We start from the raw sequence: 21,605 nt of genomic DNA on the forward strand, positions 1-21,605 counted from the left end.
GATGCCGCAGACCGTGTGCCCGAGCTGTACCGAACCGCTTGACCCGGAGGACGCCTTCTGCGGCGGGTGCGGAGCCGACCTGTCCGGCCCGCCGACCGTCCGGGACCTGCCGGTGGTGCCCTCGTGCGCGCACTGCGGCTCCGCCAACCTCGACGACGGCTGGTGCCAGGACTGCGGACACGCCCTGCCGCGTGAACGCGACCACCAGGAACGCGAGTTGACCGGCGTCGCGGCGGTCTCCGACCGCGGCCTGCGGCACCACCGCAACGAGGACGCGTTCACCGTCGCCGCCACCGCCCGCCCCGACGGCAGCCCCGCCGTGGTCGCCGTGGTCTGCGACGGCGTCTCCTCCTCGGACCGGCCCGACGAGGCGTCCGCCACGGCGGTGGACGCCGCCGCCGAGTCGCTGCTGGCCGCCCTGGAGGCCGGCCGCGAGGCCGGCGAGGCGATGCGCGAGGCGATCGGCGTCGCCAACCGCGCCGTCACGGCGCTCGCCCACGACGGCACCCGGGAGCCCGACTGGCGGATCAACTCGCCCGCCTGCACCTACGTCTCGGCGATCAGCGCCGACGGCCTGATCACCATCGGCTGGGTCGGCGACACCCGCGCCTACTGGGTCCCCGACGACCGGGAGGCCGCCGAGCCGTACCGGCTCACCGAGGACGACTCCTGGGCGGCCCGGATGGTCTCCGCCGGACTGATGAACGAGGCCGAGGCGTACGCCGACGCGCGCGCCCACGCCATCACCGGCTGGCTCGGCGCGGACGCCGAGGACCTCGACCCGCACACCGTCAGCTTCACCCCGCACGTCCCCGGCGTCCTGCTGATCTGCACCGACGGCCTGTGGAACTACGCCGAGGCCGCCACCGACCTGGCCGGCCGGGTCCGCGCCGACGCCCGCACCGCGCCGCTGGCCGCCGCACAGGCCCTGGTGCAGTTCGCGGTCGGCGCGGGCGGGCACGACAACATCACCGTCGCGGTGCTGCCGATCGACCCGCGGCCCGCCGGCCACCAGCACGACCACGACCACGACGCGACCCTGCTCGACCTGCCGCTGCCGCGCCCCGCCGGGGGCGGCCACGACGCCACCGTGCCGAACCTGCCGGTGGCCGGCGCGGCAGCCCCCTGATTCCTCTCGACCCTCCGACAGGAGAACTCCGCATGGCCTCGCTGTCCAAGCCCGCCGCGCCCCGGTTCGACGTGGACGTCTTCCAGAACGAGTACCTCGCCGAGGGCTCGCGGGAGGTCAACGCGATCGTCACCGTCACCGCGACCGGCGGCGGCACCTCCGGCGGACGCCCGTTGGCCACCGCCGACCCCGGCCCCGGGGCCGCCGTGGTGATCGTGGTCGACTGCTCCGGCTCCATGCAGTACCCGGCCACCAAGATCCGGCACGCCCGGGAGGCCACCGCCGCCGCGATCGACACGCTGCGCGACGGTGTCTCCTTCGCCGTGGTGGCCGGCACCCACGAGGCCGTCGACGTCTACCCCGGCAACGGTGCGATGGCGGTGGCCGGCGACCTCTCCCGGCAGCACGCCAAGGACGCCCTGCGCAAGCTCTCCCCCAACGGCGGCACCGCGATCGGCACCTGGATCACCAAGGCCCGCCAGCTGCTCACCGCCCAGCCCGGCTCGCCGATCCGGCACGCCATCCTGCTCACCGACGGCCGCAACGAGCACGAGAAGCCCGCCGAGCTGCAGCGCGCCCTGGACGCGGCGGCCGGCGTCTTCACCGCCGACTGCCGCGGCGTCGGCACCGACTGGGAGGTCGCCGAGCTGCGCAAGGTCTCCTCCGCGCTGCTTGGCACCGTCGACATCGTCGCCGAGTCCTCCGGCCTGGCCGACGACTTCCGGGACATGATGACCACCGCCATGGGCAAGCAGGTCGCCGACGTGGCGCTGCGGGTGTGGACCCCCGCCAACGCCCGGGTGAAGTACGTCAAGCAGGTCGCCCCGGACGTCGAGGACCTCACCGAGCGCCGGGCCGAGGCCGGTCCGCGGGCCGGGGACTACCCGACCGGCTCCTGGGGCGACGAGTCCCGCGACTACCACGTCTGCGTCGAGGTCCCGGCCTCCGCGGTCGGCAACGTGATGCTCGCCGCCCGGATCAGCCTGGTGCTGCCGCTGCCCGACGGCGGCGCCGAAGTGCTCGGCCAGGGCCTGGTCCGCGCCGTGTGGACCGACGACCTGGCCTCCTCCACCCGGATCAGCCCGCAGGTCGCCCACTACACCGGCCAGGCCGAACTCGCCGACGCCGTCCGCGAAGGCATGGAGGCGCACCGGGCCGGCGACGTCGACCGGGCAACGGCCAAGCTGGGCAAGGCCGTTCGGCTCGCGCACGCGAGCGGGAACGACGGCACCCTCAAGCTGCTGCAGAAGGTGGTCGACGTGGTCGACGCCGGGGAGGGTACCGTTCGGTTCCGTAAGAACGTGAGCGCGGCCGACTCGATGACTCTCGAGACCCGATCGACCAAGACCGTGCGCGTGAAGAAGTGAGCCGGACACCCTGCCGGATCCGACCCGCTGGAATGGGGATTTGATGCCGATCTGCCCTAGGGGACACGAGTCACAGGCAGAGGACTGGTGCGACTACTGCGGCTTCCCGATGTCGCCGCCGCCCGGGCTGCCCATCCCCGGCCGCCCGGCCGCCGCCCCCGAGGCACCCGCCGCGCCGCCGTACCCCGGCGGCGGGTACCCGAGCGGCGGGCCCGGCAACCCGCCGCCGAGCACCGGCGGCGGCTACTTCGAACCCCGCCGCCCGGCCACCCCGCCGGCCGGCACGCCCACCGGCCCCGGCTCCACCGCGGGCGGCAACGCCCCCGGCCCGTTCGGCGCTCCCCCGCCCTCCGCCACCGCGGGCCTGGTCACCTGCCCGATCTGCCGCACCCCGCAGACCGGCCGGTACTGCGAGGAGTGCGGCTACGACTTCAACCTCGCCACCTCCACCGCCCGCCCGCCGACGGCGCCCCCGCCCGGCCAGCAGCCGCCCGGCTACGCCTTCCCGCCGTCCGCCGCCGCGCCGCCGGCCGCCCCGCCCGCCGCGCCCCCGTACGAGAAGCCCTCGTACGAGAAGCCCTCGTACGAGCAGCCGTCCTACGAGCGGCCCGGGTACGAGCAGCCGGCGGGCTACGAGCCCGGCGGCTACCGGCCGGCCGGGCCCGGCCCGGCCGCTCCCCCGCCGCCGCCCGGCTACCCGGGCGCGCCGTCCTTCGAGAAGCCCGGCTCCGCCGCCTTCCCGGACGGCGACTACGAGCGCACCGGCCCGGTGTACGCCGAGCCGAGCGCGCCGCCGCAGCCCGGCGGCGAGGACTTCGGCACCTCGTTCCGGCTCGCCCCGCCCGGCCAGCCCGGCCCCGGCGCGCCCGGGCAGCCGCCGGCCCCGCCGCAGCGCACCAGCTGGGTCGCCGTGGTGGCCGCCGACCGCGAGTACTTCACCGACATGATGACCCGCAGCGGGCCGGAGGCGGCCGGGCTGTTCTTCCCGCCGTACACCCCGGAGCGCCGGATCCCGCTCACCGGCCGCGGCCAGCTGCGGATCGGCCGACGCAGCCAGAACCGCGGCACCGTGCCGGAGATCGACCTGTCGGTCTCCCCGGAGGACCCGGGCGCCTCGCACCAGCACGCCATGCTCGCCGAACAGCCGGACGGCAGCTGGGTGCTGGTCGACCAGGACTCCACCAACGGGACCACCCTCAACGGCAGCCCGGACACCCTGCCCCCGCACACCGCGATCCCGCTGAACGACGGCGACCGGATCCACATCGGCGCCTGGACCACCATCACGATCCACCGCGCCTGACGGCCCGTCATCCGCTGACGCAGCGTCACCACGGCCTCACGGCCCGCCGGTTCGGCGACCGCCGTGGGGCCGTGGTGCGCCCGCCCGCCACCGCTTCCCCAAAATTCGCACAAATTTGCTCGCCACCAGACCGGGAACCCCTACGCTTCGCTCCATGACTGAAGCAATAACCGCTGACGGGATCCGGAAGCGGTACGGGGATGTCCAGGCCGTCGACGGAGTGTCACTCTCCGTCAGGACTGGCGAGTTCTACGGCCTGCTCGGGCCGAACGGGGCCGGCAAGACCACCACGCTGGAGATCCTGGAGGGCATCCGGGAGGCCGACGAGGGCCGGATCGAGCTGCTCGGCATGGCGCCGTGGCCGCGCAACACCAAGCTGCTGCCGCGCATCGGCGTGCAGTTCCAGGCGTCGGCGTTCTTCAACAAGCTGACCGCCCGCGAGACCATCCGCACCTTCGCCTCCTTCTACGGCATCGGCCCCAAGCGCGCCGACACCATGCTGGAGCGGGTCGGCCTGACCGAGTCGGCGGCGGTGCTCACCGACAAGATGTCCGGCGGCCAGGCGCAGCGACTGTCCATCGCCTGCGCCCTGGTGCACGACCCGGAGCTGGTCTTCCTGGACGAGCCGACCACCGGCCTCGACCCGCAGGCCCGCCGCAACCTCTGGGACCTGCTGCGCGACATCAACGGCGAGGGCCGCACCGTCGTGCTCACCACCCACTACCTGGACGAGGCGGAGATCCTCTGCGACCGCGTCTCGGTGATGGACCACGGCAAGGTGCTGAAGACCGGCGCGCCGGCCGCGCTGGTGCGCGAGATCGACGACACCGTCCGGATCAGCGTCGAGTCCGGGCAGCTCCCGGTCGACCGGGCGCGTGAACTGCTCGCCGCCGCCGGGTCGGTGTACACCAACCTGGAGGACGACGGGATCACCCTGGCGCTGTCCACGGACGCGCCCGCGCCGGTGCTCTCGGTCCTCGCCGAACAGGGCGCGCTGCGCGGCCTGGAGGTCCGCGGCGCCACCCTGGAGGACGTCTTCCTCCAGCTGACCGGACGGGAGTACCGGGCATGACCGCCACCACCACCGCCCCCGCCCGCACCCCCGAACCCGCGCCCGAGCCGGGCGGCCAGGAGCGCGGCAACGCCTTCGTCGGCCTCTCCCGGGTGATGCTGGTCGGCTTCCTGCGCGACCGTGGCGCGATGTTCTTCACGCTGGCCCTGCCGGTGATGTTCCTGCTGCTGTTCGGCGTCCTCTACAAGGGCGGCGGCACCTCGCACGTGAAGGTCGCCGAGGTCGGCAAGGTCCAGCTGCTGGACGCCGTCAAGGACCAGAAGGACGGCCCGCTCAGCGCCCTGGAGATCACCTCCTTCGCCAACGAGGACGACGCGCTCGCCAAGGTCCGCAAGGGCGAGCTCGACGGCCTGGTCACCGAGGGCCCCGGCGGCAAGCTGGTGCTCCGCTTCAGCCAGGCCGACCAGGTCAAGGCCGGCACCGTGCAGGGCCTGATGAACGCCCTGGTGCAGACCGCCAACCAGGAGGCCGCGCACACCACCCCGGCCTTCACCCTGGACTCCACCAAGGTCGAGGACGACTCGACCAAGCCGATCCAGTACCTCACCCCCGGCCTGCTCGGCTACGCCATCTCGATGGGCGCGGTCTACGGCGCCTCGTTCACCCTGGTGAGCTGGCGCAAGAAGCGGGTGCTGCGCCGCCTGCGGCTGGCCCCGATCTCGGCGGGCACCGTGGTCGGCGCCCGGGTGCTGGTCAGCGTGCTGGTCGCGCTCGCCCAGACCGCGCTGTTCCTGGTCATCGCGCGGATGCCGTACTTCGGCCTGAAGCTCACCGGCAACTGGTGGCTGGTGGTCCCGCTGGTCGTCTGCGCCACCCTGGCGTTCATGTCGATCGGCCTGGTCACCGGCGCCGTGGCGAAGAGCGAGGAGGCGGCGAACGGCATGAACCAGCTGATCATCCTGCCGATGTCCTTCCTCGGCGGCGCGTTCATCCCGCTCGACTTCGCGCCGAGCTGGCTGCAGAACGTCTCCAAGGCGCTGCCGCTGCGCTACCTGATCAACCCGGCCAAGTCGGTGCTCAGCCAGGGCGGCGGCATCGCCGACGTGCTCCCCGGCATGGGCGTCCTGCTCGCCTTCACCGCGGTGCTCTGCGTCATCGCCTGGCGGTTCTTCAACTGGGACGACGCGTAACCGTCGCCCCGCCCGGCGCGGCTCCGACGGGGGTCGTACACCGAAAGTCCCGGTGTACGGCCCCCGTCGGCGTCTGCGACCATGGACGGGTGACTGACACCGGGCGCGACACCGCACAAGAGGAGACCTTCTACGACCAGGTCGGCGGCGAGGCCACGTTCCGCAGGCTGGTCCACCTGTTCTACCAAGGCGTCGCCCAGGACGAGTTGCTGCGCCCGATGTACCCCGAGGAGGACCTCGGCCCCGCCGAGGAGCGCTTCGCCCTCTTCCTGATGCAGTACTGGGGCGGCCCCCGCACCTACAGCGACCACCGCGGCCACCCCCGCCTGCGGATGCGCCACGCCCCGTTCCAGGTCGACCGGGCCGCGCACGACGCCTGGCTGCGGCACATGCGCGCCGCGCTCGACCAGCTCGACCTCCCGGCCGACGCCGAGCGCCAGCTGTGGGACTACCTGACGTACGCCGCCGCCTCGATGATCAACACGGCGGGCTGAGCGACACCCTCCACGGGGCTGCGGAGTCGGCCCTCCGGTGCGACGGCCAGGCCGTCAGCGCACCAGCTGGGCCGTCAGCGCAGCGGGCTGAGCCCGAGACCCGCGCCGGGGGCGGCGGCGGTGCGCAGCGCGATCGAACCGGCCGGGGCGTTCAGCCGCAGCCAGCCACCCGCCCGGTGCACGGTGAGCGGGGCGCCGGGGCGCAGGAAGCCGATCACGTAGGCGGCGTGGGCGGCCCGCAGCGGAAGTTCGGCGACCGCGCCGAGCGGCCGGGACCAGATCTCGTCGGCGATGCCGTCCAGCACCTGCCGACCGCGGTGGTGCTCCGGGACCTGCTCGGTGCGCTCCTTGAACTCCCGTACCGCGGCCAGCACTTCGGGCATCACGGCGTCGACGGGCGGTTCCGCGAGCAGCTGCCAGCCGGAGCGCGGGGGCAGCATCCCGGCCCAGGCCGGGCCGGTGACCGGCGCGGGGACGCGGACCGCGCCCATCGCCTCGTCCACCGACTCCAGCAACTGCCCGGCGGAGACGGTGGCGTCGGCCGGGTGCTCCAGGCCCGCCAGCCGGGCGGTGCGCACCGCGAGCACCCCGGAGGTGCCCAGCGGCAGCCGTCCGAACACCGCGAGCACGCCCGCGCCGTCCGTGCCGGGCACCGCCTGCAGCCGGACCGCGGCGGCCCGGTCGAGGCGGAGCAGCCGCCCGAGGAAGGCGGCCAGGTCGGCCGCCTCGCCGGCGTCGGCGAGGTCGAGGCGGGGCTGCGCGGTCACCGGGGGCTCAGCTCGTTTCGTGAAGCGTCGTTCGGGCGTCGTCGTTCAGGCGTCGTTCAGGCGCTGCGGGCCGTCGTGCCGTCGTGCCGTCGTGCCGTCAGGCGGCGACGCCGGCCGGCTGCTCGTCCAGGAAGCGGCTGAGGAACTCCCGCTCCACCGGGCTGATCCGGCGCGGCCGGCCCTCGGCGAGGTTGTAGGGGACGACCACGGTGGAGGCGGTGACGTAGACCGTCTCCCGGCCGTCCTCGTCGACGTCCTTGATCTCGTAGGAGACGGTCAGCGAGGCGCCGCCGATCTTCGTCACCCAGGTCTCGATGGTCACCGGGTACGGGCGGTGCACCAGCGGGCGCTTGTAGTCGATCTCGTGACGGGCCACCACCGAGCCGCCCGCGAACTCCCCGGCCCCGGCCTCGGCGGCCTGGGTGAACATGAAGTCGATCCGGGCCTCCTCCAGGTAGCGGAGGAAGACCACGTTGTTGACGTGGCCGAAGGCGTCCATGTCGGACCACCGCAGGGGGCAGGCGTAGATGTGGCGGGCCACGGGTGTTCTCCTCGCAAATCAGATTACCCGTAAGTAACTACGTAGCTTACGGGCCACGGCCCGGCCGTCCGCCGAGGGGGCGGCCGACCGGGCCGGTGCTTGCCGTCGGCGTCTCAGCCGCGGGTCAGCTTCTTGTAGGTCGCGCGGTGCGGACGGGCCGCATCGGCGCCCAGGCGCTCGATCTTGTTCTTCTCGTAGGACTCGAAGTTGCCCTCGAACCAGAACCACTTGCTCTCGCCCTCGTAGGCGAGGATGTGGGTGGCCACCCGGTCCAGGAACCAGCGGTCGTGGGAGATGACCACGGCGCAGCCGGGGAACTCCAGCAGCGCGTTCTCCAGCGAGGACAGGGTCTCGACGTCGAGGTCGTTGGTCGGCTCGTCGAGGAGCAGCAGGTTGCCGCCCTGCTTGAGGGTGAGCGCCAGGTTGAGGCGGTTGCGCTCACCGCCGGAGAGCACGCCGGCCGGCTTCTGCTGGTCCGGGCCCTTGAAGCCGAACGCGGAGACGTACGCCCGCGACGGCATCTCGACCTGGCCGACGTTGATCCAGTCCAGGCCGTCGGAGACGACCTCCCACAGGGTCTTCTTCGGGTCGATGTTGGAGCGGGTCTGGTCGACGTAGCTGATCTTGACGGTCTCGCCGACCTTGACCGAGCCGCTGTCCGGCGTCTCCAGGTCCTGCAGCATCTTGAACAGCGTGGTCTTGCCGGCACCGTTCGGGCCGATGATGCCGACGATGCCGTTGCGCGGCAGGGTGAAGCTGAGGTCCTCGATCAGCACCTTCTCGCCGAAGGCCTTGTTGAGCTTCTCGACCTCGATGACGACGCTGCCCAGACGCGGGCCCGGCGGGATCTGGATCTCCTCGAAGTCCAGCTTCCGCATCTTGTCGGCCTCGGCCGCCATCTCCTCGTAACGGGCGAGGCGGGCCTTGGACTTGGCCTGGCGGCCCTTGGCGTTGGAGCGGACCCACTCCAGCTCTTCCTTGAGCCGCTTGGCGCGCTTGGCGTCCTTCTGGCCCTCGACCTTCAGACGGGTCTGCTTGGTCTCCAGGTAGGTGGAGTAGTTGCCCTCGTACGGGTAGGCGCGGCCGCGGTCGAGCTCCAGGATCCACTGGGCGACGTTGTCCAGGAAGTACCGGTCGTGGGTGACCGCGACGACGGTTCCGGGGTACTTCTCGAGGTGCTGCTCCAGCCAGTTCACCGACTCGGCGTCGAGGTGGTTGGTGGGCTCGTCGAGCAGCAGCAGGTCGGGCTGCTCCAGCAGCAGCTTGCACAGCGCGACGCGGCGGCGCTCGCCACCGGAGAGCTTGGTGACCGGCCAGTCGCCGGGCGGGCAGCCCAGCGCGTCCATCGCCTGCTCCAGCTGGGCGTCCATGTCCCACGCGTTGGCGTGGTCCAGGTCCTCCTGGAGCTTGCCCATCTCGTCCAGCAGCGCGTCCGAGTAGTCGGTCGCCATCAGCTCGGCGATCTCGTTGAACCGGTCGAGCTTGGCCTTGGTCTCCTTGACGCCGTCCTGGACGTTCTCCAGGACCGTCTTGGACTCGTCCAGCGGCGGCTCCTGCTGGAGCATGCCGACGGTGAAGCCCGGCGAGAGGAAGGCGTCGCCGTTGGAGGGCTGGTCCAGCCCCGCCATCATCCGCAGCACGGTCGACTTACCGGCGCCGTTGGGGCCGACGACGCCGATCTTCGCCCCGGGGAGGAAGCTGAGCGTCACGTCGTCAAGGATGACCTTGTCGCCGTGTGCCTTGCGCACCTTGCGCATGGTGTAGATGTATTCCGCCACGTGAGATCGCTCCGGCGTCGTCGTGAGTAATCGGCTTGCAGCCTTCCATTGTGCCGTAAGGCGTAGTCCGCCCCTAACGCCCGCATCGGGCGCAGCGGCGGACCGGCGGGACGGGGCTGCGCCGTCCCTGTCATGCGAACGGCCCCGCCTCCGGAGTGCGGAGGCGGGGCCGCGCCCTCCCCGGCGGGCTGCCGGGGAGGTTCAGCGCACCGTTCAGGAGCTGCGGCTGTGGCGGCCGCGGCGACGCAGGCCGTAGACCGCGGCACCGCCGGCGATCACCAGCGCGCCGGCTACGGCGGCGGTGATGCCGGTGCCCATGCCGCCACCGGTGGAGGCCAGCTGCGGGCCGGTCGGGCTCGGCGACGGGGTGGAGGCGCTCGGGGTGGCCGGCGGCAGGGTCTGGCTGTCGGTCTTGCAGTTCAGCACGCCCGAGAAGGTCTGGCTGAACTTGCCGGGGCCGTTGATGGTGAAGTCGTACTTCTGGTCCTCGGCGACGGGCAGGACGACGTCCTGGGTGCCGCCCGGCTTCACGGTGACGGTCTTGCCGCCGACGGTGAAGGTCCAGTCCTGGTCACCCTTGTTGGTGGCGGTGATGATGACCGCGCCCTGGGCGCAGTCGACCTTGGCGGTGGCGGCCGGGATCGGGCCCTTGGGCGCCCAGGCCACGGTGGCGAGGGCGTCGACCTTGACCTTCTCGCTGCCGGCCAGGATCAGCGTCTGGCTGTGCTTGCCGTTGTCGTCGCCGACGAAGGCGCGGCCGATGCCGACGGTGGACTCGGCGCTGGCGTTGACCGTGGCGGTGCCGGCCGCGGCGCCGGCCGGGACCTTGGCGAACAGCTGGTCGCCGTTGTGCGCGGTCTTCACCGCGGCGCCGTTCTTGTCGACCAGGGTGACGCCGGCGTCGGCGCCGTTCTTGTCGAGCGCGACCGCGACGTCCGCGGCGCCGCCACCGGTGGTGACGGTGATCGGGCCGACCAGCTCACCGCTCTTGCCCGCCACCGAGGCCGGGTTGAGGGCGAGGCTGGGCTTCGGCTCGGCGGCGCCGCCGTTGGCCTCGGCCTGGGCGATCAGCCAGTCGGTGAGCTTCTTGGCCGACGCGTGGTCGTCGCTCTGCTTGACCGGCACGTTCGGGTCGGAGAAGTGCCAGATCGCGATCTGGGTCGCCGCGGCGGCGTCGTCCTTGGTCAGACCGGGGATGCCGGACGCCTTGGACAGCGCGGCCTCGTCGAGGTTCGGGAAGGAGTGCTCGAGGATCCACTGGATCTTCGGGCCGGCCTTCGCCTTGACCTTCTCCGGCTGCGAGAGCGACGTGGAGGCCCAGTCGGTCTCGTGGTAGGTCGCGTCCTTGAGCGTGTCGTTGAGCAGGTCGATGCAGTAGACCTGCAGCGTGGCGTCGCTGCCCACCACCCCGAGGGTGAACTGCCCGGCGGTGACGGGCAGCCAGCGGCCGGGGCGGACCTCGTGCTCGACCTTCTCGCCGTAGCGGATGCCGCCCTGCAGCTTCGCGGCCGTGACGCCCGACGTGCCGTCAGCCGCGGCCGCCGTACCGGCTGTGAGGAGACCGGAACCGACGGCCAAGCCGGACGCGAGCATGACAGCAACAATGCGGGAGACGGCCCGCCCCTGCTTGTGGAACATGTGCGATCCCTTCGGGCGGACGGCTGCCGAGAGGGCAGCCCGCCCCTGCAAAGCGGCACCCCCTGTGGCACCGCTGCACGTGTGTGGACCAGACGCATCCTATTGACGCGATCCCGCCACTAGCCGCCCGTAGCAAATCAGGACGATTTCGTAGCTGTTTCGTTATCAAGGAGCGGATCATGAAGGCGAGTTGATGAGTCGACATAAAGTCACCGCGCACCGCCCGCGGCAATCAGGATTGCACTCCCCGGCCCAGGAAGTGCCCGGAATCCGTCAGTTGAGAACCTCCCGGGTCACATCCGAACCTCCCGCCCCGGCGGCACCCGCCGCGCCGCCACCGCCCGCCGCACCGGGGCCGGTTGACGCCCCGACACCGGCCTGCGCCGTGCGGCGCGCCTCCACCGCCGCGACGATCCACTCCGGCACCGCCTCCTGCACCAGGACCGGCTTCGCCTCCACCGCCCGCCGGAACATCGACGTCCCACGGGCCAGGTCGTGCCCCACCGATCTGGCGTCGATCTCCACCTCAGTCCGCCGACTTCCCTCCTCACCCCACTCACGCACCCTCAACCGCCCGCTCACCACCAGCGGATCGCCCTTGCTCACCGAACTCACCAGGTTCACCGCCAGCCAGCGCCACGCCACCACCGTCACCCAGGTCGTCTCGCCGTCCGCCCAGTCGCCGCGCTCCTTGTCGAAGCGGCGCTCGGTCGCCGCCAGGCGGAAGTTGGCGACCGGGACACCCGCCGGGGTCTCGCGGTAGGTCACGTTCGACGCGGCATTGCCGACCATCGTCACCAGGGCCTCGCTCATTGCGACTCTCCGTTCTCCGGCCACACACCGCCGGTCACCGATAACGCCGGCGGAATTCCCGCCGCGGGAAGATCCTCCGGCGGAGCAGGAATTCGAGCCAGCCACTTCTCCGGGCCTGTGGACAACTCCGGCCTGTGGAAAAGCCGGGTAACTCGCAGGAGTGAATGCGGGACGATTTCCGTCCGAATCCGATCACCCTGACGACGTGTCCACGACAACGAACTCGCACGCCAGGAGGCGTGCCGCCCGCCGCGCAGCCGTCCGCCGGAAGCCGGGCGCACACCGCGATGACACTCCGCGGCCACCCGCGAAACCCCGAACGAGTGCCCGTCGGGCCGTCAGGTCCAGGTCATCCGACCGAAGGAACCCCGAATCCCGCCCCCACCCGCCGCGCACCGCGGGGGATTGTCCGCGTCGAATCCATAACGGGTGGGGCGACAGCCCCGTAACGACTGCACAACGTCCGGCTCCAGGACCCCACAGAGCGCTGCGCACCAGCCCACTACCTGCGATTATCGGACCGCCCCACGGAGGTCGACACACCGCGGTCCGGCCTTCGAAGTCCAGGTGGCGGAACTGAACACCCGTATCCTGTCCCGGAACATCCCGTCCCGGCCCAGGCCCGGCAAGCGGGCCGACGTCACACCCGGCCCCCATAGCTCAGCGGATAGAGCACCCGCCTTCTAAGCGGTAGGTCGCAGGTTCGAATCCTGCTGGGGGCGCACACGCCCGCCCGCGGTCCACACCCCCACCGCGACCCCGCACCCCGCTCGCGGCACTGCACGCGCGACCGTGACACCGCACCCCCGCTACGAACCCCCGCCACACGGCCACCGCCCCACGTTGCTGCCGACCCATGCGGCCGCCGACCGGCGACGCCGCTACCGCGCGCCCGCGGCCAGGTCCGCCAGGAAGGCGTCCAGCAGGGCGCGTTGGCGCTCCGGCGGGAAGTCGGCGGGGGCGAACAGGGCCTGCACGACGAGGCCGAGCGCGAAGGACTGGGCCTCGGCGGCCAGGTCGGCGGCGTTGCGGGTGGCGGGGAGCTCGCCGAGGGACTGCGCCTGTTCGCACAGCGCGGTCATCCGCCGGCGGGCCCGCCGGTAGCGCTCGGCGTGGTCGGCGGTGAGCCCGGGGTCGGCGAGCGCGGGGTCCCAGGAGCCGACCCAGATCCGGTTGCCCGCGGCGCTCTCCGCGTCCAGCGGCAGGATGTCGAGCAGCACGGCGCGCAGCATGGCGAGGCCCTGCGCGGGGCCGACCTCCGCGGTGGCGGGGCGGTCCCGGTCCGCGTGCTGCCGGTCGAGGACGTCCAACGCGTGGGCGACCAGGGCGCGCTTGTTGGGGAAGTAGTGGGTGAGCAGGCCGGTGGAGGCGTCGAGTTCGGCGGCCACCGCGCGCAGGGTAAGTCCGCCGAAGCCGCGGGCGGCGAGCACCCGCCAGACCGCTTCGGAGACGTCCCGGCGGCGGGCTTCATGGTCTCCACGGGCTGGCGTCATGGGCGCTAGGGTACCTTCCAAACGTTTGTTATGTACGTCGAAGGGGGCACTCATGTATGCCGTTGCGCTCACCCAGGACGCCGAGCTCCGCCCGCTGGAGCCGTGGCAGGCGACCGAGTTCCTGGAGCACATGGACCGGGCCCGGGCGAACACCGACCCGTGGATCCCCTGGGCCACCCGGTCCACCGACCTCGAGTCGGCCCGGGCCACCCTGCAGAAGTTCGCCGACAAGCAGAGCGCCGACAGCGGCCGGCTGTACGGGATCTGGCTGGAGGGCACGCTGGTCGGCGGGGTGATGTTCGTCAGCTTCGACGCGGGCAGCGGCGTCTGCGAGATCGGGGTGTGGACCGAGCCGGCCGCCGAGGGCCGCGGGCTGATCACCGCCGCGGTGCGCCACCTGCTGGACTACGCGCTGGTCGAGCGGGGCCTGCACCGCGCCGAATGGTGGAACACCGCCGAGAACCTGCGCAGCCGCGCGGTCGCCCAGCGGGTCGGCATGACCCTGGAGGGCACCCTGCGCGAGTACACCGAACACCTGGGCCGCCGCCGCGACATGGAGATCTGGTCGCTGCTCGCCCCGGAGTGGCGCGCCACCCGCGACTCCCGCACGAGCCACGAGAACGCGGTCGGCAACGGCGGCTTGGCGTAGATCACATGGTGCCCGGCCGCCGCGCTGTGGAAGGCTGACGGCCTGTCCGACCGAGCTCACGGAGTCCCGATGGCCGAGGCGCCCAGCCCCGCAGACCCCTCCCGGCAGCACCCCGGGGACCGGTCCGCCGACGTCGAACTGCCGGTCGGCACCGAGGGTCTGCGCTGCCTGGTCGGCGCGGACCGGGTGGCGACGCTGGTGCTGGACCGGCCGCACCGGCGCAACGCGGTGACCGCCGCGATGTGGCAGGCGCTGCCGGACGTGCTGGCCGCTCTCGCGGCGCGCGAGGACGTCCGGGCCCTGCTGCTGACCGGCGCCGCGGGCACCTTCTCGGCGGGCGCGGACATCACCGAACTCGCCGAGGTGTACGCCGACCCGGCGGGCGCGGACGCGTACCACGCGCGGAACGTGGCGGCCGAGGAGGCGTTGGCGGCGTTCCCGCGGCCGACCATCGCGGTGATCGAGGGCTCCTGCGTGGGCGGCGGCTGCCAGCTGGCGGTCGCCTGCGACCTGCGCTTCGCCGCCGAGGACGCCCGGCTCGGCATCACCCCGGCCAAGCTGGGCGTGGTCTACCCGGCGGTGCCGACGGTCCGGCTGGCCCGGCTGGTCGGACCGGCCCGCGCCAAGTACCTGCTGTTCTCCGGCGCGCTGGTGCCGGCCGCGCAGGCCGAGCGGTACGGGCTGGTGGACGAGGTGCTGCCCGGCGATCAGCTCGTCGCCCGCGCACGGGAGTTCGCCCGGACGCTGACCCAGCGCTCGCCGCAGACCATCGGCGCGGTGAAGGCGGCGCTGGCGGGTCCGCCGGAGCTGGCGGCGGAGGCGGTCGCCCCGTGGGAGCGCAAGTCCCGGCTGGCCCCCGACGCCCACGAGGGCCTGGCGGCGTTCCTGGAACGGCGCGACCCGGAGTTCTGACTCTCGAGCTGCGACAACCCGGACGATCGACGGCCCGATCGACGTTCGTCCGGGCCCCAACGAACGTCCGCCCCCGGCGATGCCGCAGAATTCCGGGTGATCGGATCGGATCACCGTCCGACCGGTCGTCCCAGCAGAGTTCCGCCCGCCGAAGGAGCCGCATGACCACCGCCCCCACCGCCGAGACCGCCTGGGCCCGCCGGGTGACCGACGGCGTGGAGCCGAAGAACGTGATCATCGCGGTGCTGCCGCTGATCGGCGTGGTCCGCTACGGCTGGCAGGGGCTGGGCTGGGCGGCGTTCGCGGCGCTGTTCGCCGCGGTGATACCGACCTGGTTCATCCGCAACGGGATGCGCCGGGGCGCCTGGGAGGACCGGCACATCGGGCAGCGCCGGCGCCGGCTGGTCGTGATCCCGTTCATCATGGGCTCGGTGCTGGTCAGCCTGCTGGCGATGCTGTGGCTGGACGCCCCGGCCGACATGACGGCGATGGTGCTGGCGATGTTCGCCTCGCTGGTGCCGATCATGGTGATCACGGTGTGGTGGAAGGTATCCGTGCACACCGCGGTGGTCTGCGGCGCGATCGTCTGCACCGCGATCGCGCTCGGCCCGTGGTGGCTGCTCCTGCTGCCGGGCGTGGTGCTGGTGGGGTGGTCCCGCGTGGTGCTGCGGGACCACACCCGGGCCCAGACGGTGGTCGGTGCACTGGTGGGAGCCGCCACCGCCGGGCTGACCTTCTGGGCCGCCCGCTGACCGGTCGCACGCTGACTGGCCGCCCACTGACCGGCGGCTCGCTGACCAGCCCCGCGCTGACGGCGCGTCAGCGGATCGGCGCCCCCGAGATCGCGCGGGCGATCACCAGCCGCTGGATCTCGCTGGTGCCCTCGAAGACGGTGTAGATCGCGCTGTCGCGGTGCATCCGCTCCACCGGGTACTCGCGGGTGAAGCCGTTGCCGCCGAGGATCTGCATCGCCTGCGCGGTGACGAACTTGGCGGTCTCACCGGCGTACAGCTTGGACATCGAGCCCTCGGCGCTGGTGAACGGCTGGTTGTTGACGGCCATCCAGGAGGCCCGCCAGACCAGCAGCCGGGCGGCGTCGATCCGGGTCTTCATGTCGGCGAGCTGGAAGGCCACGCCCTGGTTCTCGATGATCGGCTTGCCGAACTGGACCCGGGTCTTGGCGTAGTCCAGCGCGACCTCGTACGCGGCCCGGGCGATGCCGATGGCCTGCGCGCCGACCGCCGGACGGGAGGCCTCGAAGGTGGCCATCGCGGCGTTCTTGCCGCCGCCCTTGGCGCCCTCGCGGGCCCGGGCCAGGCGGGCGTCGAGCTTCTCCTTGCCGCCGAGCAGGCAGTGGCCGGGGATCCGGACGTCCTCCAGCACCACCTCGGCGGTGTGCGAGGCGCGGATGCCGTGCTTCTTGAACTTCTGACCCTGGCTCAGGCCCTTGGTACCCGGCGGGATCAGGAACGAGGCCTGGCCGCGGGAGCCCAGCTCGGGGTCGACGGTGGCGACCACCACGTGGACGTGCGCGATGCCGCCGTTGGTGGCCCAGGTCTTGGTGCCGTTGATCACCCACTCGTCCTTGGCCTGGTCGTAGACGGCGCGGGTGCGCAGCGCGGAGACGTCGGAGCCGGCGTCCGGCTCGGAGGAGCAGAACGCGGCGACCTTGACGTCGTCGGGGGTGCCGAACATCTGCGGCGCCCAGGTGCCGATCTGCTCGTCGGTGCCGTTGGCCAGCACCGCGACGGCGGCCAGGGTGGTGCCGGTGATCGCCAGGCCGATGCCGGCGTCGCCCCAGAACAGCTCCTCCATGGCGATCGGGATGCCGACGCCGGACGGGTCGAAGAACTGCTGGGCGTAGAACTCCAGCGAGTAGATGCCCAGCTTGGCGGCCTCCTGGATGATCGGCCAGGGGGTCTCCTCGCGCTCGTCCCACTCGGCGGCGGCCGGGCGGATCACGTCGCGGGCGAAACCGTGCAGCCAGTCGCGTACGGCGAGCTGGTCCGGCCCCGGGTCGAGCGAGAAGGTGGTCATGAGCTGGCCTCCAGGAGACGGGGATGCGGGCCGGAGCGTCCGCGCCACTGCGCTGTTACCTCCGGTAACATGGAGCGGAGTCTGCTACCGATAGGTAACCGGTGTCAACGTCCCATCACGGCCCCGCCACGCACGAGGAGCAGCGCATGACGACAGAGCCCCGCCGCGAGCAGCTGCTGAACGCCGCCGACCGGGTCATCCAGCGCGAGGGCCCCGGCGCCAGCATGAACGCGATCGCCGCCGAGGCCGGCATCACCAAGCCGATCCTCTACCGGCACTTCGGCGACCGGAACGGGCTGATCGGCGCCCTGACGGAGCGTCACACCGGCGGTCTGCTGGCCGCGGTGCGGGCGGCGCTGAACGAGCCGCTGGAGCGCCGCGACCGGGTGGAGCACGTCCTGGACGTCTACCTGGCCGCGATCGAGTCCCGGCCGCAGGTGTACCGGCTGCTCACCCACCCCGAACCCGGCGACCCGTCCGGCGCGGGCAACGCGCTGGCGCCGGCGCTGCGGCAGATCGCCGAGGAGATCACCCGGGCGATCCAGCAGCAGGTCGACCTGGGCGCGGAGAGCGCTCTGGTCTCCGAGGCGTGGGGGCGCTCGATCACCGGCATGGTGCTGGCGGCCGGCGACTGGTGGCTGGAGAGCCGGCCCTGCCCGCGCGCCCGGATGGTGCAGACCCTCGCCGACCTGCTGTGGGGCCGGCTCGCCGCCGCGGCCGACCTCCCGCAGATGGCGGCCCCCACCGTCCCGGAGGCATGAGCCCGCCCACGACGACTGGAACATGAGTACTGCTCACCTCTTGTGCGCCCCGGGCGGCTGGGGCAGGATCGGCGCACCGCCCCCCACCCCCACCGTCGCGAGGTGCCCCCGTGCGCGTCCGCCGCTCCGCCGCCGCCCTGCTGCTCACCGCCGCCGCCGTCCTCGGCACCGTCTCCGCCGCCCCGCCGCCCCGCCGACCGGTCCCCGGACCCTCGACGCGCGGCAGGTCTCCGCCACCACGCTGCCCGACGGCCGGACCCGCTTCACCGACGCCCACGGCCGGATCCTCGACCTGCGCGGCTTCAACCTGGACAAGTACGCCGAGACCACCGAGTCCGACCTGCGCGAGGTCGCCGCCCAGGGCTTCGGCCTGGTCCGCATCGCGGTCTCCTGGACCCGCCTGGAACCCGCCCGCGGCCACTACGACCGGGCCGAACTCGCCCGCGTCGAAAAGCTGTTGGACTGGGCCGAGCGCTCCCACCTGTACGCCGTCGTCGACTTCCACCAGGACGTCTACGGCCCGCACTTCGGCGGCGGCGACCGCGGTGTCCCCGACTGGGCCACCCGCGACGACGGCCTGCCGTTCGTCCCCGACCCGGACGACTGGTTCGCCGGCTACTTCCAACCCGCCGTCCAGGCGGCCTTCCGCCACCTCTACGACGACGCCGACCTGCGCCGCGAACAGGCGGCCTTCTACACCACCGTCGCCCGCGAACTGCGCGGCCACCGCGCCCTGCTGGGCTACGACCTGTTCAACGAGCCGTTCGGCCCGGTGGACGGCGACCCCGCCGACCCGGCCGTGCTCGCCGCCGCCTCCGCCGCGCTCGAACAGGGTCGGCTCGCCGGGATGTACCGCCGGCTGATCAGCGCCGTCCGCGAGGTCGACCGCGACGCCTGGCTGTTCGTCGAGCCCACCGTCCTGGTCGGCCAGGGCGTCCCCACCAGCCTGCCCGCCTTCACCGACCCCCGGCCCGGCCCGGACCGGATCGGCTACGCCCCGCACTTCTACGACACCGCCGTCGAGGCCGGTCAGGACTGGAACCCCGACGGCGGCTTCATCGAGGCCTACACCGCCGCGATCACCGCCTACCCCCGGGCGAACCGCCTCCCGGTCCTGGTCGGCGAGTTCGGCCCGCCCAGCGCCGCCACCCCCGGCAACGCGGAGCTGCTGCGCCGCCAGGTCGCCGCCATGGGAGACTTCGCCGCCGGCTGGACCATGTGGTACTGGTGCCGCGGCAACGGCGGCTACTGCGCGCTCACCCCCGACGGCCGCCCCGCCCCCGGCGACGGCCCCGCCTTCGCCCCGTACGCCCCCGCCCTGGCCGGCACGCCGCTCCCCTCGGCCCCCGGCACCCTCCGCTTCCGGCCCGCCCGCACCGGCGGCTGGACCGAACTCGCCCTCCCGGCCGGCACGACCGCCACCATCACCGGAGCACACCCCACCCGGACCGAATCGACCCCGGGCCACCTGCGCTTCCTCCTCCCCCCGCACAGCCCGGAGACGACGGTGGCGTTCGCGACCACCTGAGCAGGCGCCTCCGGCGCGGGCACTCCCCTTCGGGGTCCCCGCGCCGGACGGACCGTCAGCTCAACCCGCGCCGCACCAGCAGCGGCCCGATCTCCGGCTCCCGCCCCAGCACCGCCCGCACGCACTCCATCGCGTCCCGGCTCCCGCCGCGCGACAGCAGCTCCGCGCGGAACAGGTCGCCGCTCTCCCGCGCCGACCGCCCGTTGCCGTGGAACCACTCCACCGTCTCGGCGTCCAGCACCTCGGACCAGATGTACGCGTAGTACCCGGCGCTGTAGCCGTTCGAGAAGACGTGGTTGAAGTACCCGGTGCGGTAGCGCGGCGGCACCGCCGCGACCGCGACGCCCGCCGTCTCCAGCGCGAGCCGCTCGAACTCCGCCGCGTCCGCCACCGGCTCGGCGTCGGCCGGCAGCGAGTGCCAGGCCCAGTCCAGCAGCGCGGCCGCCAGGTACTCCACGGTCCGGAAGCCCTGCCCGTAGTTCTCGGCGGCGAGCATCCGGTCGACCAGTTCGGCGGGCAGCGGCTCCCCGGTCAGGTGGTGGCGGGCGTAGTTGGCCAGCACCTCGGGGCGGACCATCCACATCTCGTTGACCTGCGACGGGAACTCGACGAAGTCCCGCGGCACCTCGGTCCCGGCGAACGTCGGGTACTGCACGTCGGAGAAGAGGCCGTGCAGCGCGTGCCCGAACTCGTGGAAGAGCGTGCGCACCTCGTCCCAGCTGAGCAGCGCGGGCTCGCCGGGCGCCGGGTGCGCGATGTTGAGGTTGTTGACCACCACGGGCCGGCTGCCGGTCAGCCGGGACTGCGAGACCAGCTCGTTCATCCAGGCGCCGCCGCGCTTGGACTCCCGGGCGAAGAAGTCGCCGATGAACAGCCCGACCGGTGCGCCGTCCCCGTCGAACACCTCGAACACCCGGGCGTCGGGGTGGTACGCCGTCAGGTCGGGGCGCTCGGTGAAGGTCAGCCCGTAGGCCAGGCCGGCCGCGAAGAAGACGCCGTCGTGCAGCACCCGCTCCAGCTCGAAGTACGGGCGCAGCGCCGCGGTGTCGATCTCGTAGCGCTCGGCCCGGACCTTCTCGGCGTAGAACGCCCAGTCGTGCGCGGCGAGTTCGACGACGCCGTCGGCGCTCGCGGCGGCGGCCAGATCGGCGGCCTCGCGCTCGGCGTTGGCGACGGCGGGGGTGACCAGGCGGTGCAGCATCGCGGTGACGGCCTCGACGGTGCCGGCGGTCTCGTCGGCGACCACGTACGCGGCGTGGCTGGGGTAGCCGAGCAGCCGGGCGCGTTCGGCGCGCAGCGCGGCCATCCGGGCGGCGAGCGGGCCGTTGTCGGTCAGGCCGCGTTCGAGCGAGGCGGTGAGCAGGCGCTCGCGCAGCGCGCGGTCGGTGAGTTCGGCGAGTTCGCTCTGGTTGGAGAAGTTCTTCAGGCTGAGCACCCACTGCCCGTCCCGGCCGAGGCTGCGGGCGTTCTCCGCGGCGGCGGCGACGGCGCTGGCGTTCAGGCCGTCGAGCGCCTCGGCGCGGTCCACCGCGACCGCCCCGGCGAGCGACGCCTCGTGCGTGTTCCGGCGGAACGCGGCGGCGTCGGCGGCGAGTTGGCCGTTGATCTGGCGCAGCCGGGCCTGTCCCCCGGCGTCCAGCCGGGCGCCGGCCCGGACGAAGGCGGTGTGCCGGCGCTCCAGCAGGCGCAGCGACTCCGGGTCCAGGCCGAGCTCGTGACGGACCCGGTGCAGCGCGTCGAGGCGGGCGAACAGCGCCGGGTCGAGGTGGATCGCATCGGCGTGCGCGGCCAGCTTCGGGCTGATCTCCGCGTCCAGCTCCTGGACCGCCGGGGTGGTGTCGGAGGAGTCCTGGTTGAAGAAGACCGCGGACACCCGGCGCAGCACCGCACCCGAACGTTCCAGCGCCACCACGGTGTTGTCGAAGCTCGGCGGCTCCGGGTCGGCGGCGATCGCGGCCGCCTCCGCGAGTTGGTCGGCCATCCCGCGCTCGAACGCGGGCCGGTAGTGCTCTTCCCGGATCTCGGAGAAGGGCGGCAGCTCGTACACCAGGGTGCTGGACGAGAAGAAGGGGTTGTCGCTCATTCCGCCGACCCTACGGCTCCCCGGGCCCTGGCGGAACACTGTCACGCGAGCGCACTGTCATACCGTCAGATCGTCGTACCGACCTGTCGACTTCTCCGGCCCGCGCACTC

The 21,605-nt window shown here is 72.9% G+C and carries 19 protein-coding genes and 1 tRNA gene; 12 read left to right on the plus strand and 8 right to left on the minus strand.

The window, feature by feature from the left end:
* Position 1: 1 nt before the first annotated feature.
* From AB0K51_RS10775 to AB0K51_RS10800, 6 genes are all read left to right on the plus strand, one after another.
* On the plus strand, positions 2 to 1,129 hold the full coding sequence (locus AB0K51_RS10775) for a PP2C family serine/threonine-protein phosphatase (protein WP_363452836.1): 1,128 nt from the start codon (positions 2 to 4) through the stop codon (positions 1,127 to 1,129).
* 32 nt (positions 1,130 to 1,161) lie between these two features.
* Positions 1,162 to 2,496 (plus strand): VWA domain-containing protein, encoded by a 1,335-nt coding sequence (locus AB0K51_RS10780; protein WP_363452838.1) that lies wholly within the window; start codon positions 1,162 to 1,164, stop codon positions 2,494 to 2,496.
* 109 nt (positions 2,497 to 2,605) lie between these two features.
* On the plus strand, positions 2,606 to 3,799 hold the full coding sequence (locus tag AB0K51_RS10785; RefSeq protein ID WP_363452840.1) for an FHA domain-containing protein: 1,194 nt from the start codon (positions 2,606 to 2,608) through the stop codon (positions 3,797 to 3,799).
* Between the two features lie 154 nt (positions 3,800 to 3,953).
* The gene (locus AB0K51_RS10790) at positions 3,954 to 4,871 is read left to right on the plus strand and encodes an ABC transporter ATP-binding protein (RefSeq protein ID WP_363452842.1); all 918 of its coding nucleotides are present in this window, start codon (positions 3,954 to 3,956) and stop codon (positions 4,869 to 4,871) included.
* On the plus strand, positions 4,868 to 6,001 hold the full coding sequence (locus AB0K51_RS10795; RefSeq protein WP_363452844.1) for an ABC transporter permease: 1,134 nt from the start codon (positions 4,868 to 4,870) through the stop codon (positions 5,999 to 6,001). The genes AB0K51_RS10790 and AB0K51_RS10795 overlap by 4 nt, the downstream gene beginning before the upstream one ends.
* 89 nt (positions 6,002 to 6,090) lie before the next feature.
* On the plus strand, positions 6,091 to 6,495 hold the full coding sequence (locus tag AB0K51_RS10800) for a globin (RefSeq protein WP_363452846.1): 405 nt from the start codon (positions 6,091 to 6,093) through the stop codon (positions 6,493 to 6,495).
* Positions 6,496 to 6,569: 74 nt separating this feature from the next.
* Here AB0K51_RS10800 and AB0K51_RS10805 read toward each other — a convergent pair whose 3' ends face one another.
* From AB0K51_RS10805 to ssb, 5 genes are all read right to left on the minus strand, one after another.
* Positions 6,570 to 7,262, minus strand: a complete 693-nt coding sequence (locus AB0K51_RS10805) for a hypothetical protein (RefSeq protein ID WP_363452848.1) — start codon at positions 7,260 to 7,262, stop codon at positions 6,570 to 6,572.
* Positions 7,263 to 7,359: 97 nt separating this feature from the next.
* Complete coding sequence (locus AB0K51_RS10810) at positions 7,360 to 7,803, minus strand: thioesterase family protein (RefSeq protein ID WP_363452850.1); 444 nt, start codon at positions 7,801 to 7,803, stop codon at positions 7,360 to 7,362.
* Positions 7,804 to 7,916: 113 nt separating this feature from the next.
* Positions 7,917 to 9,581: an energy-dependent translational throttle protein EttA gene (ettA, locus tag AB0K51_RS10815; protein ID WP_363452852.1), complete on the minus strand. Its 1,665-nt coding sequence runs from the start codon at positions 9,579 to 9,581 to the stop codon at positions 7,917 to 7,919.
* Positions 9,582 to 9,794: 213 nt separating this feature from the next.
* Positions 9,795 to 11,219, minus strand: a complete 1,425-nt coding sequence (locus AB0K51_RS10820; protein WP_363452854.1) for a Cys-Gln thioester bond-forming surface protein — start codon at positions 11,217 to 11,219, stop codon at positions 9,795 to 9,797.
* Between the two features lie 273 nt (positions 11,220 to 11,492).
* Positions 11,493 to 12,032 (minus strand): single-stranded DNA-binding protein, encoded by a 540-nt coding sequence (gene ssb / locus AB0K51_RS10825; protein WP_363452856.1) that lies wholly within the window; start codon positions 12,030 to 12,032, stop codon positions 11,493 to 11,495.
* A gap of 649 nt (positions 12,033 to 12,681) precedes the next feature.
* Here ssb and AB0K51_RS10830 point away from each other — a divergent pair.
* Positions 12,682 to 12,754, plus strand: a tRNA-Arg gene (locus AB0K51_RS10830).
* Positions 12,755 to 12,913: 159 nt separating this feature from the next.
* Here AB0K51_RS10830 and AB0K51_RS10835 read toward each other — a convergent pair.
* On the minus strand, positions 12,914 to 13,525 hold the full coding sequence (locus AB0K51_RS10835; RefSeq protein WP_363452858.1) for a TetR/AcrR family transcriptional regulator: 612 nt from the start codon (positions 13,523 to 13,525) through the stop codon (positions 12,914 to 12,916).
* Positions 13,526 to 13,577: 52 nt separating this feature from the next.
* On the opposite strand from AB0K51_RS10835, the gene AB0K51_RS10840 reads away from it, so the two are divergent.
* The 3 genes from AB0K51_RS10840 (at position 13,578) to AB0K51_RS10850 (ending at position 15,838) form a co-directional block, all read left to right on the plus strand.
* Positions 13,578 to 14,174: a GNAT family protein gene (locus AB0K51_RS10840; protein WP_363452860.1), complete on the plus strand. Its 597-nt coding sequence runs from the start codon at positions 13,578 to 13,580 to the stop codon at positions 14,172 to 14,174.
* A 69-nt stretch (positions 14,175 to 14,243) separates the two neighbouring features.
* Positions 14,244 to 15,086, plus strand: a complete 843-nt coding sequence (locus AB0K51_RS10845) for an enoyl-CoA hydratase/isomerase family protein (protein ID WP_363452862.1) — start codon at positions 14,244 to 14,246, stop codon at positions 15,084 to 15,086.
* 161 nt (positions 15,087 to 15,247) lie between these two features.
* Positions 15,248 to 15,838, plus strand: a complete 591-nt coding sequence (locus AB0K51_RS10850) for a hypothetical protein (RefSeq protein WP_363452864.1) — start codon at positions 15,248 to 15,250, stop codon at positions 15,836 to 15,838.
* Positions 15,839 to 15,905: 67 nt separating this feature from the next.
* Here the strand turns inward: AB0K51_RS10850 and AB0K51_RS10855 are convergent, their stop codons facing one another.
* The gene (locus AB0K51_RS10855; RefSeq protein WP_363452866.1) at positions 15,906 to 17,123 is read right to left on the minus strand and encodes an acyl-CoA dehydrogenase family protein; all 1,218 of its coding nucleotides are present in this window, start codon (positions 17,121 to 17,123) and stop codon (positions 15,906 to 15,908) included.
* A gap of 146 nt (positions 17,124 to 17,269) precedes the next feature.
* Between AB0K51_RS10855 and AB0K51_RS10860 the strand changes: the two genes are divergently transcribed.
* Positions 17,270 to 17,884, plus strand: a complete 615-nt coding sequence (locus AB0K51_RS10860; RefSeq protein ID WP_363452868.1) for a TetR family transcriptional regulator — start codon at positions 17,270 to 17,272, stop codon at positions 17,882 to 17,884.
* 22 nt (positions 17,885 to 17,906) lie between these two features.
* Positions 17,907 to 19,412 carry a cellulase family glycosylhydrolase gene (locus tag AB0K51_RS10865; RefSeq protein ID WP_363452870.1) on the plus strand — a complete coding sequence of 502 codons (1,506 nt, stop codon included), beginning with the start codon at positions 17,907 to 17,909 and terminating at the stop codon, positions 19,410 to 19,412.
* A gap of 55 nt (positions 19,413 to 19,467) precedes the next feature.
* On the opposite strand, the gene AB0K51_RS10870 is transcribed toward AB0K51_RS10865, so the two are convergent.
* Complete coding sequence (locus tag AB0K51_RS10870) at positions 19,468 to 21,495, minus strand: M3 family metallopeptidase (protein WP_363452872.1); 2,028 nt, start codon at positions 21,493 to 21,495, stop codon at positions 19,468 to 19,470.
* Positions 21,496 to 21,605 lie beyond the last annotated feature (110 nt).

This window comes from Kitasatospora sp. NPDC049285 (assembly GCF_040678815.1).
In the GTDB taxonomy this organism is placed as follows: Bacteria; Actinomycetota; Actinomycetes; order Streptomycetales; family Streptomycetaceae; genus Kitasatospora.